This window comes from Candidatus Brevundimonas colombiensis (assembly GCA_029202665.1).
Classification (GTDB): domain Bacteria; phylum Pseudomonadota; class Alphaproteobacteria; order Caulobacterales; family Caulobacteraceae; genus Brevundimonas; species Brevundimonas colombiensis.
Genome location: CP119326.1, coordinates 3,099,611 through 3,112,727, shown reverse-complemented (window position 1 = coordinate 3,112,727; position 13,117 = coordinate 3,099,611). Strand labels below are relative to the sequence as shown.

The window sequence follows — 13,117 nt, the reverse complement described above, 5'->3', positions numbered from 1 at the left end:
TGCGAGATCAAGGGGCTGGCGGCGCGTGACATTACAGCAGGGACTGGCGTTCGGGCTGATCGCCCTGACGATCGGGGCTTTCGTCTGGGGGCGATTCCGGTTCGATCTGGTGGCGGTTGTCGCCCTGGTCGCCGGTCTGGCGGTGGGGGTCATTCCGGCCGAGGCGGCCTTTGACGGGTTCAAGAACGACGTCACCGTCATCATCGCCTGCGCCCTGATCGTGTCGGCGGCCTTCGCCCGGTCGGGCATTGTGGAACTGGCCATGCGGCGGGTGCTGCCGTTGCTGAAGACCGAGCGCAGCCAGGTGCCGGTGCTGACCACCGCCGTCACCGTCCTGTCGATGGCGACCAAGAACGTGGGCGCCCTGGCGATCATGATGCCGGTCGCGCTTCAGGTCGCGCGACGGACCGGATCGGCGCCGTCGCGCCTGCTGATGCCGATGGCGTTCGGGGCCATGGCCGGCGGCATGGTCACTCTGGTCGGGACCGCGCCCAACATCATCGTCTCGGAGGTGCGCCAGCAGATCGTGGGCGAGCCCTTCGCCATGTACGATTTCGCCCCCGTCGGCCTGGCTATCACGGCGATGGCCCTGGCGTTTCTGGCCGTCGGCTATCGCATCCTGCCCAAGGATCGGCGCGGCGCGACACAGATGAACGCGGCCCTGGCCGCCAACGCCTACGCCACCGAAGTCATCGCGCCAGAGGATTGGGTCCAGGAAACCATGACCGTTTCAGCCCTCGCGGCGTGCGGCGAGGGGGATGTGCGGATCATGGCGCTGCTACGGGCGGGAAAGCGCCGACCCAGTCCGCGCGGCAATCTGGTGGTGCGTCCAGGCGACGTCCTGCTGGTCGAGGGCGAGCAGCAGGCGCTGCAGGAGTTCATCGCACGCTCCAAGCTGAAGCTGATCCGCGAGGACCGCCCCATCGCCATGGAGAACGCCGCCGAAGAGATCGCGGTGGTCGAGGCGGTCATCGGCCGCAATTCGCCGCTGCAAGGCCAGTCGGTCAAACAGTCCGATCTGTACGGCAGGCACGGGATCAATCTGCTGGGCGTGTCGCGCAGCGGCTACGAACTGACCCAGCATCTGCGGACCGCGAAACTGGCGCCCGGCGACATCGTGTTGTTGCAGGGCGCCGAGCAGAGCCTGCCTACCGCTCTGCAGGCGTTGGACCTGTTGCCCCTGGCCGAGCGAGAGGTCCGACTGGGCAGCACCAAGAAGCGGTTCCTGCCCGCCGCCGTGCTGGCCGTCGCCATGATCCTGGTCGGATTCGGTCTCGTGCCGGTGGCGGTGGCCTTCTTCGGGGCGGCGGTGGTGATCGTGGCGTTGGGCGGACTGAAAATGCGCGAGGCCTATGCCGCGCTGGACGGTCCCTTGCTGGTGTTGATCGCCGCCCTGATCCCGGTATCGGATGCGATCCAGCAGACGGGCGGGTCGGACCTGATCGCCGGTCTGCTCCGCCACGTGTTCAACGGCCTGCCGGGTCTGGTCGCGGTGGCGGGGGTTCTGCTGGCCTCGATGGCGGTGACGCCGTTCCTGAACAACGCCGCCACGGTTCTGATCGTCGCGCCGATCGGCGCTACTCTGGCCAGGCAGTTGGGCTTCAACGCCGACCCATTCCTGATGGCGGTGGCGGTGGGCGCAGCCTGCGACTTCCTGACGCCCATCGGGCATCAGTGCAACACACTGGTCATGGGGCCCGGCGGCTATCGGTTCGCCGACTATCCCCGGCTGGGCGCCCCTTTGAGCGTCCTGGTCCTTCTGGTCGCGCCGCCGCTGATCCTGCTGTTCTGGCCGCTGTGACGACGGCTCCGTGACCCGGCGACCTTTGGCGGCGACAGCCGAACGTGATCTAAGGCCCCGTATGAGAACAGTTGTTTGTGCGATAGTGGCGGTCGGCGGTTTGGCGTCCGTCGGTCTGGCGGGCTGCAACGCCGGGCGTTCGGCCATGGGCGGGGCAGAGCAGGTGGGGGCGGGGTTCGCCGCGGCGGCCACGGCGCCGCTTGAGGATTTCAACCTGCGCCGCCAGATGATTCCGACGGTCCTGCTTCAGGCCGAGGCCAATCCCTACGATCTGCGCAACCTGAACCAATGTTCCACCATCGGCGCCGAGGTCGCACGCCTGGACGAGGCCCTGGGACCGGACACCGACGAGCCGCCGCGTCAGGACGGCGCCTATCTCAGCGAGCGCGCGGCGGATGCGGCGGCCAAGGCGACGCTTGAGGCCATTCGCGGCACGACCACCGACTTCATTCCGGGGCGCAGCTGGATTCGCCGCCTCAGCGGGGCTGATCAGCATTCCAAGCACGTCCAGTCCGCCATCCAGTCGGGCCGGATGCGGCGCGCCTTTCTGAAAGGCATGGGGATGCAGCGAAACTGCGCCCCGCCGGCCGCTCCCAGCTGGTTCAGGCCGCACCGTTAGGTTTCGTTTCTTTCCGTCGTCCTCGGGCTTGACCCGAGGATCAGATGGGCCGCCGCAAGTGCGGCGACTGTGACGCACAGCCCGACCGACGCTCGATCCTGGGGGCAAGCCCGAGGATGACGGTTTAGAAACAGATGTTCACCCGTTCGACGTATGCCGCGCGTGGAAGTCGCGGCGGAACGCCTCGAACCGACCTTCCGAAATCACCGCCCGCATCGCCGCCGTCAGGGCCTGATAGAAGGCGATATTGTGCCAGCTCAGCAGCACCTTGCCGAGGATTTCGTCGGCGCGGATCAGGTGGTGCAGATAAGCCTTGGAATACGACGACGACGGCCCGGCGATGGTCGGATCCAGCGGGTCCTGATCCTCGGCGAAGCGGGCGTTCTTCAGGTTCAGCGGACCGTCCCAGGTCCAGGCCTGGCCGTGACGGCCGGCGCGGGTCGGCAGGACGCAGTCGAACATGTCCACGCCGCGCCACACCGCCTCGACCAGATCGACCGGCTTGCCCACGCCCATCAGATAGCGCGGGCGGTCGGCGGGCAGGAACTCGGGCGCATAGTCCAGCACCTCGCACATGGCCTGATGGCCTTCGCCCACGGCCAGGCCGCCGATGGCGTAGCCGTCGAAGCCGATCTCCTGAAGCTGCTCGGACGACTGGCGGCGCAGGTCTTCGAAGGTCGAACCCTGCTGGATGCCGAACAGGGCCTGATGCTCGCGCTCGCCAAAGCGCGCCTTGGACCGCGCGCCCCAGCGGATTGACAGCTCCATCGCCTTCTTCGCCGCATCCTTTTCCGCCGGGAAGGCGACGCACTGATCCAACTGCATCGAGATGTCGGCGCCGATGCGGTCGGCCTGAATCTCGATGGAGCGTTCCGGCGTCAGGACGTGTTTGGAGCCGTCGATATGGCTGGAGAAGGTGACGGCCTCTTCTTTCACCTTCGAGATTCCGGCCAGGGACATGACCTGAAACCCGCCGCTGTCGGTCAGGATCGGCTTGTCCCAGCCCATGAACCTGTGAAGCCCGCCCAGACGCTCCATCCGCTCGGGGCCGGGGCGCAGCATCAGGTGATAGGTGTTGCCCAGCAGGATGTCGGCGCCCGTCGCCTTGACCTGATCCACCGTCATGGCCTTGACCGTGGCGGCGGTGCCGACCGGCATGAAGGCGGGGGTGCGGATGTCGCCGCGTGCGGTCTTCAGCACCCCGGTGCGGGCGCGGCCCTCGGTGGCGGAAATGGCGAAGGGGAAGGGCATTCAGTCGATCAGTCGTTCAAGCTGTTCGACGCGCGCCAGGTCCTTTGGACGGCCGAACAGGCGATAAAGGGCGATGTGGTCCCGCACGTCGGGCACGAACATCGGCGTGTCCTCCACGAAGACCTGACGGCGAGAGGCGAAGGCGACCGGCGCCCAGTCTGCGCCGTCGCGCACCTCTAGCCCGGCCATCACTTCGATCAGGATCGGCTGGTCCGGCGCGCGGCCGAAGACGGCGGAGCGGAACAGGCCCTCGCCCGGATCGGCCACCACATGGCCGTCCAGCGCCGCCAGCAGGGCGCGGGCGTCGCGCGGCGCGCACATCACGTCGATGTCGGGCACATGGATTTCATCCAGGCCGTAAAGCGCCATGGCCGCCCCGCCGAAAATCCACCATGGCGCCTGCAACGCGCGCGCAGCCTCACCGACGGCGATCAGGCCATCCTTGAGGTCGTCGGGCAAATGGTCGGCGGGCACGGCAGGCGGTCTTTCTGTTGAGGGAAGGGCGGCATTTAGGGCGTCTGGCGACGAATGACCACCCGGCTCACCACGCCAGGGCCGCTTCGCCGCGCAGGATCGCCTCGGCCTGCGGACTGTGTTTGCCCCCCTCGCGGTCGTGCAGCACCAGGGGCGGCAGCAGGCGCAGGGGCGCCCGCCCGGTCTTGATCGCCTGGACCAGCACCCGCTTAGCGGGTTCGTCCGCAAACGGATGAATGGGTCTGATGGCGAACGACCCCGCCTTGTCGCCCAGCAGGGCCAGCAGGTCCGCCAGCCGATCCGCCCGGTGAATCACCACGATCCGCCCGCCCTCGCGCACCGCCTTCAGCAGAAAGCCGGTCCAGGTCTCCAAACCGTCGTCAGCCATCCACGCCCCGCGTTTGCCCTCGGCCGGGGCGCGCAGGGCGCCCGCGTCGTCGAAGAAGGGCGGATTAGACACGGCCCAGTCGCCCGGCGCCGCATCCAGCGCCCGAAATCCCGCCGCCACGTCGCCCCGATGGATCGTGGTCGTCGCCTGAACGCCGTTCAGCGTCGCGTTCTCGACCGCCAGGGCCGCCATGGCCGGATCGCGCTCGATACCGATCAGCCGGACGTCCGGCCGACGCGCCGCGATCTGCATCAGGACCGCGCCCGCGCCGCAGCCGGCCTCGATCACGGTCTGGCCCGGAAGGGCGGGAACCGCCGCCGCCAGCAGGGCCGCATCCATGCCGGCGCGATAGCCGCGCGCGGGCTGGCGCAACCGCACCCGTCCGTTCAGCAGGCCGTTCTCCACGATCTGCGGCGGCGTCGTTTCGACCGCGTCCAAGCCTCAATCTCCTTGACCCTCAAAGGGGTGAACATCATTGTGCGCCGCAGTGCGCCGGGGCAAGTCGAACCGGCCGCCAAATCCTTCGACGCGGTTCGCCGCGCCAGTGAAAGAGTATCTCTTGGAAGTCGCTCTCGCCGCCGCTCCCCGCCCCAAGGGAGACGTCAACGCCCTTGTCCGGCTGGCCGAGGTCGACATGGCCGCCGTGGACGCCCTCATCCTGGAGCGGATGCAGTCGGACGTGCCGATCATCCCCAAGCTGGCCGAGCATCTGGTGTCGGCTGGCGGCAAGCGGCTGCGTCCCCTGCTGACGGTCGCCGCCGCCCGGGCGACCGGTGCAGGCGACGCCATCCTCTCGCCCAAGAAACTGGCCGCGGCGGTCGAGTTCATCCACACCGCCACCCTGCTGCACGACGACATCGTCGATGCGTCCGAACTGCGTCGCGGCAAGGTCGCGGCCCACCTGATCTGGGGGGCGCCCACCAGCGTCCTGGTCGGCGACTTCCTGTTCGCCCGCGCCTTCGAACTGATGGTCGAGACTGATTCGATGCGCGCCCTGGGCATTCTGGCCGCGGCGTCGCGGGTGATCGCGGAGGGCGAGGTGCTGCAACTGACCCGCGCCCACGACCTGAACCTGGATCAGGACACCTATCTGCAGATCATCTCGGCCAAGACCGCCGAACTGTTCGCCGCCGCCGCCGAGGCGGGCGCGGTCGGGGTCGGCGCCTCGGCCAAGGCGGTCAAGGCGCTGCGCGACTATGGCATGGCCTTGGGCATCGCCTTCCAGCTGGCCGACGACGCCCTGGATTACGGCGCCACGGCCGAGGCCCTGGGCAAGAACGCCGGCGACGACTTCAACGAAGGCAAGGCCACCCTGCCGCTGTTGCTGGCCGTGACCCGCACCAAGGGCCGCGAGGACGCCTTCTGGGAGCGCACCGTGACCAGGGGCGAACGCACGCCCGAGGATTTCGCCCGCGCCCGCGAACTGGTGGTCGGCTCCGGCGCCATCGGCGCGACCCTGGATCTGGCGGGCGAATACGCCGACGCCGCCAAGGCCGCCCTGTCGGTCCTGCCCGTCAGCGACTGGCGCGCGGCGCTGGAAGACCTGGCCGATTTCGCGGTGTCGCGCGCGGCCTGACCGTGACCCCGACGGACACCCTGGATCAGCAGGTCCGCGCCGCCGATCTGGACCGCTGGCTGTCCAGCCGGCTGGTTTCGGACCCGCAGGCGCGCGCCGATCTGATCGCGCTCTACGCCTTCGAGGCCGAGTTGATGGCCATTCCGACGCGCGTCACCCAGCCCCTGCTGGCCGAGATGCGCTACACCTGGTGGGCGGAACAGATGGACGGCGTCTTCGCCGGCGTGGCGCGAAAGGGCCATCCGGTGCTGGAGGCCCTGACCGACCTTGTCGCCCGCCACGCCCTGGATCGCGCCCCGTTCGAGGCCCTGATCGAGGCCCATATCGGCCGTGTCCACGGCGCGCCGCATGATCTGGACGCCTTCTATCTCGGGCCGATGCAGGTCGCGGCGCAGGTTCTGGCGGGCAGGGGACATGACGCCGCCGTCGCGGATGCGGGTCGCGTCTGGGGATTGACGCAGACCGGCCGGTCGGCAGAGGCGGCGGCCCTGCGCGCCACGGCCAATGCGGCGTTGAGGCGCCTGCCGCCCGTCGGCTTCCCTGCCGTGGCCCATGCGGCGCTGACCGACCCGGATGGGCCGGAGCCGTTGAAGCGGCTGCGCCTGTTGTGGGCGGTGCTGCGCGGCCGCATCTGACCTAGCCGTTCAGGCCGGCGATCAGACGCGCCAGCAGGGCGTTCAGCGTCTTTTGTTCCTCAATCGACAGCCCGGCCAGCGCCGCGCGCGCGGCGTCCTGATGACTGGGCATGATCGAATCGATCAGGTCGAATCCCTTGGCGGTCAGGCGGACCAGCGTCGCCCGGCGATCGCTGGGGTGCGGACGGCGTTCGACCATGCCCGCCTTTTCGAGCCGGTCGATCCGGGCGGTCATGCCGCCGGACGACATCATCGTCGCCTCGAACAGCGTCGTCGGCGTCAGGCCATCGCGATCTCCTGAGCGACGCAGCGTCGCCAGGACGTCGAATTCGCCGTGTTGCAAGCCATGGCTGGCGAACAGCGGCGTCTGTCGTTCGCGGATCACCAGCTGCGACGCCTCGTTCAGACGGCCCAGAACCTCCATCGGCAGCATATCCAGGTCGGGACGTTGCACGGCCCATTGGGCCGCGGCGCGAGAGGCTCTGTCTGGCATGGTTATCTTGACATCGAGATACTTGAGGTCGAGAGAGTAGCGCGATTTTCAGTCGGAGTCCTCACCATGGCCGCACAATCTGATGTCGCGCCGACGCGCGGCGCGTCGCTGCTGTTGCTGGCGGCCATCGTGGCCCTGGCGCTGAACCTGCGTCCTGCCATGGCGGCGGTCGGGCCGCTGCTGGACCTGATCGAGGGCGCGACGGGCATGGGGTCCACCGCCGCCAGCCTGCTGACCACCCTGCCGGTTCTGATGATCGGTCTGGGCGTCCTGTCCATCCGGCCGCTGCGTCGGCGCCTGGGCGAGCGGCGCGGCGTCCTGCTGGGGGCGCTGTTGATCGGCGGGGCCTGTCTGGCGCGGGCGCTCTTGACGGATACGGCCGGGCTGATCGCCAGCGCGGCGGTAGTCGGCGTCGGTGTCGCCTTGATCCAGGCGCTGGCGCCGGTCGTTATCAAACGGGCGTTTCCGGCGCAGTTCGGCACGGTCATGGCGCTGTACACCACCGGCATCATGGGCGGCGCGGCGGTCGCGGCGGCCACGGCGGCGGGTCTGGCCGAGGCGATCGGCTGGGCGGGGACGCTGGCGTTGTGGAGCGTTCCGGCCTTCCTCGCCGCCCTGATCTGGCTGGCGGCGTCACGCGACCCGGCGGCCGAGGAGCCGAACCGCGCCGCCGTGATCGCGGCGACCGACCCGGAGCGTCCCTTCTGGAGCCAAGGCCGGGCATGGCGGCTGATCCTGATCATGGGGCTGGGCACCTCGGCCTATACGCTGGTTCTGGCCTGGCTGCCGCCCTTCTACATCGACCTGGGCGAGCCCAGGGCCACGGCCGGCTATCTGCTCAGCGGCATGACCGGCGCCGAGGTCATGGCCGGCCTGCTGGTGTCGATGACCATCGGGCGGTTCCCGGATCGACGGGGGCCGATCCTGACGGCCCTGGTTCTGGCCCTGCTGGGTCTGGCGGGACTGGTCATCGCGCCGGTCAGCCTGGCGGTTCCGGTGGTGATGGTCCTCGGGCTGGGGATCGGCGCCATCTTCCCGCTCAGCCTAATCCTGGCGATGGATCAGATCGACGATCCCGCGCGCTCGGGCGATCTGCTCGCCTTCGTTCAGGGCGGCGGCTACATCATCGCCAGCCTGTCGCCGCTGGCCGCCGGCCTGTTGCGCGACCGCATGGCCGACCTGACCCAGGCCTGGGTTCTGATGGGCGTCGGCGTGGTGCTGCTGGGCGTCATGACGCTGGGCTTCCGGCCGGGTCTGCCCAAGCTGCGCTGAGCGACCCGGCCGGGATCGTCAGCCCGCGTCGCGCCAGGCCTTCAGGCTGTTCATCGCGCGGATGCTCATCAGCCGTTTCTTGGCGCGGCCGCGTTCTTTGGGGTGGATGCGCTTGCCGTCCTCGTCGATTTTGGGCGCCTCAAGCGGGGGCAGCAGGCCGTAGTTGATGTTCATCGGCTGGAACTTGGCGCCTTCCAGATGGCCGCCGGTGATGTGTTCGACCAGGGCGCCCATGGCGGTCTCGGGCGGCGGGGCGGACAGGTTGCGACCCAGGGCCTGGGCGGCGGCCAGACGACCGGTCAGCAGGCCCATGGAGGCGCTTTCGACATAGCCCTCAACCCCCGTCACCTGACCGGCGAAGCGCAGGCGTGGCAGGGCCTTCAGGCGCAACTGCTTGTCCAGCAGCTGGGGGCTGTTCAGATAGGTGTTGCGGTGCAGGCCGCCGAGGCGCGCGAACTGGGCGTTCTGAAGCCCCGGGATCATGCGGAAGGTCTCGGCCTGCGCCCCGTGCTTCAGCTTGGTCTGGAAGCCGACCAGATTGAACAGGGTGCCCAGGGCGTTGTCCTGGCGCAGCTGGACGATGGCGTGGGGCTTGACCGTCGGATCGCGCGGATTGGTCAGGCCGACGGGCTTCATCGGGCCGTGACGCAGGGTCTCGCGGCCGCGTTCGGCCATGACCTCAATGGGCAGGCAGCCGTCGAAATAGGGGACGTTCTCCCAGTCCTTGAACTCGGCCTTGGGGCCGTCCAGCAGGGCGTCGATGAAGGCGTCGTACTGGGGCTTGTCCATCGGGCAGTTGACGTAGGCGGCGGCGTCTCCCCCGGGACCTTCCTTGTCATAGCGCGACTGGCGCCAGGCGATGTCGAAGTCGATCGAGTCCGCATGGACGATGGGGGCGATGGCGTCGAAGAAGCTGAGGCTCTCCTCGCCCGTCGCCTTCAGTATGGCCTCGGCCAGGGCGGGCGAGGTCAGGGGGCCGGTGGCGACGATGACATTGTCCCAGTCCTCGGGCGGCAGGCCGGCGATCTCCTCGCGGACGATGGTGACGAGAGGATGGGCCGCCAGTCTGGCGGTGACGGCGGCGGAGAAGCCCTCGCGGTCCACGGCCAGGGCGCCGCCGGCCGGCACCTGGTGGGCGTCGCCGCAGGCCATGATGATCGAATCCAGCGCCCGCATCTCGGCGTGCAGCAGACCCACGGCATTGTATTCCCAGTCGTCCGACCGGAAGGAGTTGGAGCAGACCAGTTCGGCCAGACCATCGGTGTGGTGGGCATCGGTCCTGACGCCGGGCACGCCGCGCATCTCGTGCAGGATTACGGGCACGCCGGCCTGGGCGATCTGCCAGGCGGCTTCGGAGCCGGCCAGGCCGCCGCCGATGACGTGGGTGGGGGAGGGGGAGGCGGAAGAAGCGGTCATCGCGGCCTTCTAGCCATTGGCTGGCGCGGTGTCATGGTCCCCTGCTATATCCGCCGCCGGTCATTGGGGGGCGGGTGTTGGACGGACGGCGGATTCTGCGACTGGGCGAGACGCTGTCGGCGGCGGGTTCGGCCCTGCCTCGCCTGTGGCGCGGAACCTGGGGCGCGATCCTGCTGGCGGCCGTGATCTGGAGCATTCGGCCTTTTGCGGCAGGGCTGGTCTGGGCGCCGTTTGCCTTGGTCGCGACGCTGGCGCTGGTTGGGGCGCTGGGTCGGATCGCGATCACCGACGAGCCGACGCAGGCGCGCGGGCTGGGCCTGGGACCGGCGGGACTTCAGTTCGGGCGGCCGGAGCTGCGGCTGCTGGGCGCGGGTCTGTTGTGCGCGGTTTTCATGGCCATGATCCTGTCCGTCGTCGCCCTGGTCCTTCTGGCCGTGTTCGGCATGGCCGAGCTGAACGCCCGGGCCATCGCAGTGCGCCAGTGGGGCGCGGTCGGGCCGGTCTGGAAACTGGGGCTGCTGGCGCTGGTGACGGCCGTCGCCCTGTTCGCCGTTGTCGCGTTCAGCGTGCGGCTGTCGCTGTTCGCCCCGGCGACGATCGGGCGTGGGCAGATGGTGTCGCTGCAGAGCATGACCCTCGCGCGCGGCGCCTTCTGGCCCCTGCTGCTCGGCCTGATCGCGACGGCGGCGCCCAAGATCGGCCTTGTGCTGCTGTGGGGCGCGGGGCTGCTGTCGGGAAAAGCGGGCTGGGTGGTCTTCGCCGTCGTACTGACGGGCCTTCAGGCGCCGCTGACGATGGCCTTCGTCGGCGCCGCCTATCGCAGGCTCGATGTCCAATCCTGATCCTTAGACCGCGTCTTCAGTCCTTGACGGATCGGCAGGGATAGAGGCTATCTGGCGCGCAACTGGAGATCGTCATGTTACTGGCCGCCTTGATGGCAGGGGTCCTTATGCAGGACGCGCCGCCGGCGTATCCGCCCACCCCCCAACAGTTCGAGGGCCGCCGGTCCGCCTTTGTTCAGGGCACGTTGAACGTGGCCGCAGGCGAACGGGCGACCCTTCGTCGGAACGCGAATGGAACCTACGATCTGATAAAGGTGGACCGCATCGAGGTTCGCGATGTCCTGCCGCCTGCGGAAGGCTCGCGTGGGCCGCTGAACGAGGCGGCGCCCGGAACGGTCCGGTTCGGACTGCATGCCCGCCGGGATGTCGGGTCGCTATTGAAGGTCGAGAACAGCCAGGGCGAGGGCCTGAAGTATTCGGGCTTCATCGTCAGCTATGTGGGCGGACAGGCGCGCGGACCTGCCGAAACCTCGGTCTGCACCGTGCCCTCGGGGATGACGGGTTACGAGCATTGGAACGAGCCCGTCATCCAGATCGTGGTCGGCGGATTGCAGACATCGGCTGACGCGGCGCCGACGTGCCCGCCTCATGTCGAGGGTTCGTCAGGCACGCCGTCCTCGTCGCCGCCGGTCAGGCCGTCTTGAGGTTCTCCGAAACCGAATAGGCGGCCTCGGTCTTGGCGGCGACCTCTTCCAGGGTGACGCTGTCGGCCAGTTCGATCAGTGCAAGGCCCGCGCCGTCCGGCTTGACGTCGAAGGTCGCCAGGTCGGTGATGATGCGGCTGACGACGCCCGTGCCGGTCAGGGGCAGGGTGCAGGATTTCAGCACCTTGGACTGGCCGTGCTTGTTGGCGTGCTCCATGACCACGACCACGCGCTTGACGCCCGCGACCAGGTCCATGGCGCCGCCCATGCCCTTGACCAGCTTGCCGGGGATCATCCAGTTGGCGATGTCGCCGTTCTGGGCCACCTCCATCGCGCCCAGGATCGACAGGTTGATGTGGCCGCCCCGGATCATGGCGAAGCTGTCGGCGCTGCTGAAATAGGACGACTCGGGGATCTCGGTGATCGTCTGCTTGCCGGCGTTGATCAGGTCGGGATCCTCGTCGCCCTCATAGGGGAAGGGGCCCATGCCCAACATCCCGTTCTCGGACTGCAGGGTCACGGTCATGCCGGCGGGGATGTAGTTGGCCACCAGGGTCGGGATGCCGATGCCCAGGTTGACATAGAAGCCGTCCTGAAGCTCCTGGGCGGCGCGCTCGGCCAGTTGTTCGCGAGTACGAGCCATTATGCATTCCCCCCTAGGGCTACCGCTTCGCTACTTGAGCCCGGCTCCCTCTGACGCACGGTGCGCTGTTCGATGCGCTTCTCGGACACGGTCTGGACCAGGCGGTCGACATAGACGCCCGGCGTGTGGATGTGGTCGGGATCGAGCGAGCCAACGGGGACGATCTGCTCGACCTCGACGACCGTGACCTTGCCGGCCGTGGCCATCATCGGGTTGAAGTTGCGGGCGGTCTTGCGGAACACGAGGTTGCCGCGCTCGTCGGCCTTCCACGCCTTGATGATCGACAGGTCGGCGATCAGGCCGGTCTCCATGACGTAGTCGCGGCCGTTGAAGTTGCGGACCTCCTTGCCCTCGGCGACCAGGGTGCCGACGCCGGTGGCGGTGAAGAAGGCGGGGATGCCCGCGCCGCCCGCGCGGATGCGCTCGGCCAGGGTGCCCTGGGGGTTGAACTCCAGCTCCAGCTCGCCGGCCAGATACTGACGCTCGAACTCCTTGTTCTCGCCGACGTAGGACGAGATCATCTTGGCGATCTGGCGGGTTCCGAGCAGTTGGCCCAGACCAAACCCGTCGACGCCGGCGTTGTTGGAGATGACCGTCAGGCCTTTGACGCCGCTGTCGCGCAGGGCGGCGATCAGGTTCTCGGGGATGCCGCACAGGCCGAAGCCGCCGGACATGACCGTCATGCCGTCGAAGGTCAGCCCTTCCAGCGCGGACGTGACGTCAGCGTAGATCTTTCCCATCGCTCTCCCTTTTTCATTGCCTGGTGAATATCGGCTGTTGACCACGCCTAACGCGGGGGCGGGCGGGGGGCAAGTCGGGGCGGCGATCCAACGCGGAGATTTTCAGACGGCGGAGACGAAAAACAGAGTCTGAATCGTCTGAATGCTCTCAATCCCAGCCGATGAAAACACGGTGCAATGTGTGCACTTCGTCTGAAAACCGTGCGGCGCAGACGTTCGATGTCGGCATCGCCGGGCCGGGATTCAAGGGCGCGGGCATCCGCTGGCGGCGGGCGGTCGTATTGCTGTGAAGCCTGCTGTTGAAGGCGACGATCAAGGACGCG

Annotated in this window: 15 protein-coding genes; 7 read left to right on the top strand and 8 right to left on the bottom strand. The window is 68.4% G+C overall.

The window, feature by feature from the left end; all coding sequences use genetic code 11:
- Positions 1 to 25 precede the first annotated feature (25 nt).
- Positions 26 to 1,801, top strand: coding sequence for an SLC13 family permease (locus P0Y50_15255; GenBank protein ID WEK39872.1), 1,776 nt, complete (start codon positions 26 to 28; stop codon positions 1,799 to 1,801).
- Between the two features lie 61 nt (positions 1,802 to 1,862).
- A complete protein-coding gene (locus tag P0Y50_15250; protein ID WEK39871.1) occupies positions 1,863 to 2,420 on the top strand; it encodes a hypothetical protein in 558 nt (185 codons plus the stop codon).
- Positions 2,421 to 2,558: 138 nt separating this feature from the next.
- Here P0Y50_15250 and tgt read toward each other — a convergent pair whose 3' ends face one another.
- From tgt to P0Y50_15235, 3 genes are all read right to left on the bottom strand, one after another.
- Entirely contained in the window at positions 2,559 to 3,671 is a 1,113-nt protein-coding gene (tgt, locus tag P0Y50_15245) for a tRNA guanosine(34) transglycosylase Tgt (GenBank protein ID WEK39870.1), read from the bottom strand.
- Positions 3,672 to 4,145 carry a hypothetical protein gene (locus tag P0Y50_15240; protein WEK39869.1) on the bottom strand — a complete coding sequence of 158 codons (474 nt, stop codon included), beginning with the start codon at positions 4,143 to 4,145 and terminating at the stop codon, positions 3,672 to 3,674. It lies immediately after the preceding gene.
- Positions 4,146 to 4,212: 67 nt separating this feature from the next.
- Positions 4,213 to 4,971 carry a methyltransferase gene (locus P0Y50_15235; GenBank protein ID WEK39868.1) on the bottom strand — a complete coding sequence of 253 codons (759 nt, stop codon included), beginning with the start codon at positions 4,969 to 4,971 and terminating at the stop codon, positions 4,213 to 4,215.
- Between the two features lie 121 nt (positions 4,972 to 5,092).
- On the opposite strand from P0Y50_15235, the gene P0Y50_15230 reads away from it, so the two are divergent.
- Positions 5,093 to 6,109, top strand: coding sequence for a polyprenyl synthetase family protein (locus P0Y50_15230; protein ID WEK39867.1), 1,017 nt, complete (start codon positions 5,093 to 5,095; stop codon positions 6,107 to 6,109).
- Between the two features lie 2 nt (positions 6,110 to 6,111).
- Positions 6,112 to 6,744: a squalene/phytoene synthase family protein gene (locus P0Y50_15225; GenBank protein WEK39866.1), complete on the top strand. Its 633-nt coding sequence runs from the start codon at positions 6,112 to 6,114 to the stop codon at positions 6,742 to 6,744.
- Between the two features lies 1 nt (position 6,745).
- On the opposite strand, the gene P0Y50_15220 is transcribed toward P0Y50_15225, so the two are convergent.
- A complete protein-coding gene (locus P0Y50_15220; protein ID WEK39865.1) occupies positions 6,746 to 7,237 on the bottom strand; it encodes a MarR family transcriptional regulator in 492 nt (163 codons plus the stop codon).
- 66 nt (positions 7,238 to 7,303) lie between these two features.
- Between P0Y50_15220 and P0Y50_15215 the strand changes: the two genes are divergently transcribed.
- Positions 7,304 to 8,509, top strand: a complete 1,206-nt coding sequence (locus tag P0Y50_15215; GenBank protein WEK39864.1) for an MFS transporter — start codon at positions 7,304 to 7,306, stop codon at positions 8,507 to 8,509.
- Between the two features lie 18 nt (positions 8,510 to 8,527).
- On the opposite strand, the gene trmFO is transcribed toward P0Y50_15215, so the two are convergent.
- On the bottom strand, positions 8,528 to 9,925 hold the full coding sequence (trmFO, locus tag P0Y50_15210; protein ID WEK39863.1) for a methylenetetrahydrofolate--tRNA-(uracil(54)-C(5))-methyltransferase (FADH(2)-oxidizing) TrmFO: 1,398 nt from the start codon (positions 9,923 to 9,925) through the stop codon (positions 8,528 to 8,530).
- Between the two features lie 77 nt (positions 9,926 to 10,002).
- On the opposite strand from trmFO, the gene P0Y50_15205 reads away from it, so the two are divergent.
- Both P0Y50_15205 and P0Y50_15200 read left to right on the top strand, forming a co-directional pair.
- The gene (locus P0Y50_15205) at positions 10,003 to 10,767 is read left to right on the top strand and encodes a hypothetical protein (GenBank protein WEK39862.1); all 765 of its coding nucleotides are present in this window, start codon (positions 10,003 to 10,005) and stop codon (positions 10,765 to 10,767) included.
- 74 nt (positions 10,768 to 10,841) lie between these two features.
- Positions 10,842 to 11,411: a hypothetical protein gene (locus tag P0Y50_15200; GenBank protein WEK39861.1), complete on the top strand. Its 570-nt coding sequence runs from the start codon at positions 10,842 to 10,844 to the stop codon at positions 11,409 to 11,411.
- Here P0Y50_15200 and P0Y50_15195 read toward each other — a convergent pair.
- The 3 genes from P0Y50_15195 to P0Y50_15185 form a co-directional block, all read right to left on the bottom strand.
- Entirely contained in the window at positions 11,398 to 12,054 is a 657-nt protein-coding gene (locus tag P0Y50_15195; GenBank protein WEK39860.1) for a 3-oxoacid CoA-transferase subunit B, read from the bottom strand. The two genes, P0Y50_15200 and P0Y50_15195, sit on opposite strands and share 14 nt — an antisense overlap.
- A complete protein-coding gene (locus tag P0Y50_15190; GenBank protein WEK39859.1) occupies positions 12,054 to 12,794 on the bottom strand; it encodes a CoA transferase subunit A in 741 nt (246 codons plus the stop codon). The genes P0Y50_15195 and P0Y50_15190 overlap by 1 nt, the downstream gene beginning before the upstream one ends.
- Before the next feature lie 148 nt (positions 12,795 to 12,942).
- Positions 12,943 to 13,110 carry a hypothetical protein gene (locus tag P0Y50_15185; GenBank protein WEK39858.1) on the bottom strand — a complete coding sequence of 56 codons (168 nt, stop codon included), beginning with the start codon at positions 13,108 to 13,110 and terminating at the stop codon, positions 12,943 to 12,945.
- Positions 13,111 to 13,117: the final 7 nt, after the last annotated feature.

Bases quoted from the DNA above. Each gene is read 5' to 3' on its own strand.
- P0Y50_15200 (WEK39861.1), top strand. From the start codon at position 10,842: ATGTTACTGGCCGCCTTGATGGCAGGGGTCCTTATGCAGGACGCGCCG.
- P0Y50_15220 (WEK39865.1), bottom strand. From the start codon at position 7,237: ATGCCAGACAGAGCCTCTCGCGCCGCGGCCCAATGGGCCGTGCAACGT.
- P0Y50_15195 (WEK39860.1), bottom strand. From the start codon at position 12,054: ATGGCTCGTACTCGCGAACAACTGGCCGAGCGCGCCGCCCAGGAGCTT.
- P0Y50_15250 (WEK39871.1), top strand. From the start codon at position 1,863: ATGAGAACAGTTGTTTGTGCGATAGTGGCGGTCGGCGGTTTGGCGTCC.
- tgt (WEK39870.1), bottom strand. From the start codon at position 3,671: ATGCCCTTCCCCTTCGCCATTTCCGCCACCGAGGGCCGCGCCCGCACC.
- P0Y50_15215 (WEK39864.1), top strand. From the start codon at position 7,304: ATGGCCGCACAATCTGATGTCGCGCCGACGCGCGGCGCGTCGCTGCTG.
- trmFO (WEK39863.1), bottom strand. From the start codon at position 9,925: ATGACCGCTTCTTCCGCCTCCCCCTCCCCCACCCACGTCATCGGCGGC.
- P0Y50_15190 (WEK39859.1), bottom strand. From the start codon at position 12,794: ATGGGAAAGATCTACGCTGACGTCACGTCCGCGCTGGAAGGGCTGACC.